The sequence below is a fragment of the Streptococcus mitis genome, assembly GCF_001579035.1.
In the GTDB taxonomy this organism is placed as follows: Bacteria; Bacillota; Bacilli; order Lactobacillales; family Streptococcaceae; genus Streptococcus; species Streptococcus mitis_J.
The window spans coordinates 65,879-67,885 of the sequence record NZ_KQ970288.1; the positions used below are offsets into that span (position 1 = coordinate 65,879).

Genomic DNA, 2,007 nt, shown 5'->3' on the forward strand with positions numbered 1-2,007 from the left:
GTCTCAGCAATGCCACCTGAAACTTCTTTCTTTAAGTCGTGGAAACGATTGATACGAGCCTGTTGCTTGGTCGCACGTGCCTGCGGTTGTCTGCGCATCCAGGCCAATTCTTGCTTATAAAGTTGTTCTTTTTTATGAAGTAGAGCTGCATCGTGCTCATCCTGTTCCGCCTTAAGGCGAACATAGTCCTGATAATTCCCTTGATACTCGGTCAATCCTGCGCGATCCAACTCGAAAATCCGTGTTGACAAAGCGTCTAAGAAATAACGATCGTGAGTGATAAAGAGAACTGTCTTCTTAGAATTTTTCAAAAAGAGGGTCAGCCACTCGATGGTCGCAATGTCCAGATGGTTGGTTGGTTCATCCAAAAGCAAGAGATCGTGGTTGCCAAGTAAAACTTGCGCCAACTGAACTCGTCTTCTCAGACCACCTGACAATTCTCCAACTGGAGTAGATAAGTCCTGAATACCCAGCTTGCTAAGGACAGTCTTTACCTGACTCTCGATTTCCCAAGCTTGGAGAGAATCCATCTCTGCCATGACCCGTTCTAAACGAGCCTGCTTGTCCTCACTATAGTTGAGCATAAGGAGTTCATACTCACGAATGAGTTGGATTTCCTTGAGGTCGCTGGATAGAACCGTATCCAAGACCGTCTTGCTATCATCAAAATCAGGATCTTGGGTCAAGTAACCAATCTGGTAATCGTTCTTCGCTGAAAAGGGACTGACATCCCCATCAAAACCAGAAACACCAGAAAGAACATCTAAAAGGGTGGTCTTACCAGTCCCATTGACACCGATTAAACCAATTCTATCCAAGTCATGGATGATAAAGGAAATATCCTTAAAAACGGTCTTATCACCGACGGATTTACTTAGTTTTTCAACGATAAAATCACTCATTTTTTCTCCCTCAGATAAGCATGGATGGCTTGACGGTCATTTTCCAATTCTCCGTCGACAATGGCATACTCAATCTCTGTTAAAATCTCTCCCAAGTCTGGTCCCGGATGATAGCCATATTCCTTGATCAAAATACCACCATTAATCTGAATTTCTTTCTTGTCATGAATGGTCAAGCTCTGGTAGGTTTCTGTGATGACTTGTGGGTTGACTGGTTTTCCCTGAGCCTGACGAAGATTTTCAGCCTGTAAAAGTAAATCCAAGTCAAAGCGGTAACAATCGCGCTTGCTCAATTCTCCCTTTTCACGCAGAGCCAAAATAGTCAGCAAATCCTGAACTTGCTTGGCAAACTGGCGTGAGGTTTTCCAAGCTTTCAAAAATGGCTGCGCATTTTCAATCTCCAAAGTCCACAAAAGAGCTGCCCAGGCTTGCTCTGAAGATTTAAAGGTGAAATCACTCTCCAAATCAAACAGTCTATTAAGCTTGTCCTTGCTAGCTGCCATATCAGGGAGATAGTCATAAGCTTGACTCTCAATCATGGAAGCCAAGCCCCTTCTCCAAAATGGAGCCAGCAAGAGTTTATCAAACTCAACGAAGGTACGCTCCACAGAAATTTTCTCCAAAAGGGGCGTCAAAGTCTTCATAGCTTTAAATGTTTCTGACTCAAGCTCAAAGCCGAGGCTAGCCTGAAAACGAAAACCACGCATAATCCGCAAAGCATCTTCGTTGAAACGCTCACTAGCCACTCCAACTGCTCGTAAGACTTGCTTTTCCAAATCTTCTAAACCATGAAACAAGTCAATGATTTCTCCTGTCTCATCCAAAGCAAAGGCATTGACTGTAAAATCACGGCGTTTGAGGTCTTCCTCTAGCGAACGCACAAAGGAAACCGCACTGGGCCTACGATAGTCCACATAAACATCCTCTGTCCGAAAAGTAGTTACCTCATACTCCTCATCCCCATCTAAGACCAAGACGGTTCCATGCTCGATTCCGATATCGGCTGTTCGCGGAAAAATCTGCTTGGTCTCCTCTGGATAAGAAGAGGTCGCAATATCCACATCATGGATAGGACGATTGAGGAGGGCATCTCGAACAGAGCCCC

The 2,007-nt window shown here is 44.5% G+C and carries 2 protein-coding genes; both read right to left on the reverse strand.

The features are described 5' to 3' along the window. On the reverse strand, positions 1-902 hold a 902-nt coding region (locus SMIDD26_RS13035; RefSeq protein ID WP_246746977.1), incomplete at its 3' end, for an ABC-F family ATP-binding cassette domain-containing protein. Continuing rightward, on the reverse strand, positions 899-2,007 hold a 1,109-nt coding region (locus tag SMIDD26_RS06465; RefSeq protein ID WP_061439607.1), incomplete at its 5' end, for a CCA tRNA nucleotidyltransferase. The genes SMIDD26_RS06465 and SMIDD26_RS13035, both read right to left, overlap by 4 nt.